Annotated in this window: 2 protein-coding genes; one reads left to right on the forward strand and one right to left on the reverse strand. The window is 37.0% G+C overall.

The annotated features are described in order from the left end of the window. Positions 1-86 precede the first annotated feature (86 nt). Positions 87-356, forward strand: coding sequence for a helix-turn-helix domain-containing protein (locus ACYVRH_RS13360; protein ID WP_461257387.1), 270 nt, complete (start codon positions 87-89; stop codon positions 354-356). Positions 357-633: 277 nt separating this feature from the next. On the opposite strand, the gene ACYVRH_RS13365 is transcribed toward ACYVRH_RS13360, so the two are convergent. Further along, a partial coding sequence (locus ACYVRH_RS13365; RefSeq protein WP_461257388.1) for an endonuclease domain-containing protein occupies positions 634-963 on the reverse strand: 330 nt, incomplete at its 5' end.

Below are 963 nucleotides of genomic sequence, written 5' to 3' on the forward strand. Positions count from 1 at the left end.
ACAGATAAGTTGCCGGAAAATGAAAAAAAATTAGCAATAAAATGCAGGAATGATTATTTTGAAAGGAAAAAAGGAGGAAAAAAATAATGGAATCAACATTTGACAAATTTATTAATAATGATCCAAAGGAAAAGGAATTATTTGAAAAAGAATATAATGAATTTCTTTTATCGGAATTTGTACTAGAAAAAATGGAATCTGAAAATATTTCTGTGAGAAAATTGGCAAAAAAGGCAGGAGTGTCCCCGACAATAATACAAAAAATACGGAGTAAAAACGCTGAAAGAATAAATTTTAGGACATTTACAAATGTATTACATACGTTGGGATATAAAATTAACATAGAAAAGATATAATTCCAATAATGATAATTGGAAACACGAAAACGTCGCATAACAGGTCGGTAAACGCGTCGCCGCCTTACGGCGGCTCGGGGGTCCGTTCGGCTAGGTCGCCTGAAGGCTCCCACGCCTCACTCCACCCACATTTTTTTGCGCCCGAAAAACCGCTGCGCGGTTTTCCTTATCGGGCGCAAAAAAACGTCATTTACCGCCGGACGTTATATGCAATGCGCCCTAAAATCTTTTAGACAATTTCAACATTGGCTAAAATAAAAATGGGGTAAAAATATGATTACCCCAATACATCGTGATCCTTGATATAGTTCACAGCATTCATCAAATAATTTTCGCCATTTTTAAATCTTCCCAATCCGGTATTACAGCTATCGCAAATAAAACCTCGTATGTTACCGGTGTGATGGTCATGGTCAGCAACAATTTTTGCAGTTATTCCTGCAATGGAACGTTTTCTGCAAATAGGACAGGTAAACGGCTCGCCTTTTTTAGGTTTTTGCTTTTCCATTTGTTTGGCTTGTTTGGTTTTAGGAGCGCGTTTATCAATGGAAGTTCTGCATTTCTGACAAGTTGGCCTCCTAATTACTCCATGCAAGTTGTTTTGATT

This window comes from Treponema sp. R80B11-R83G3, from assembly GCF_054786115.1.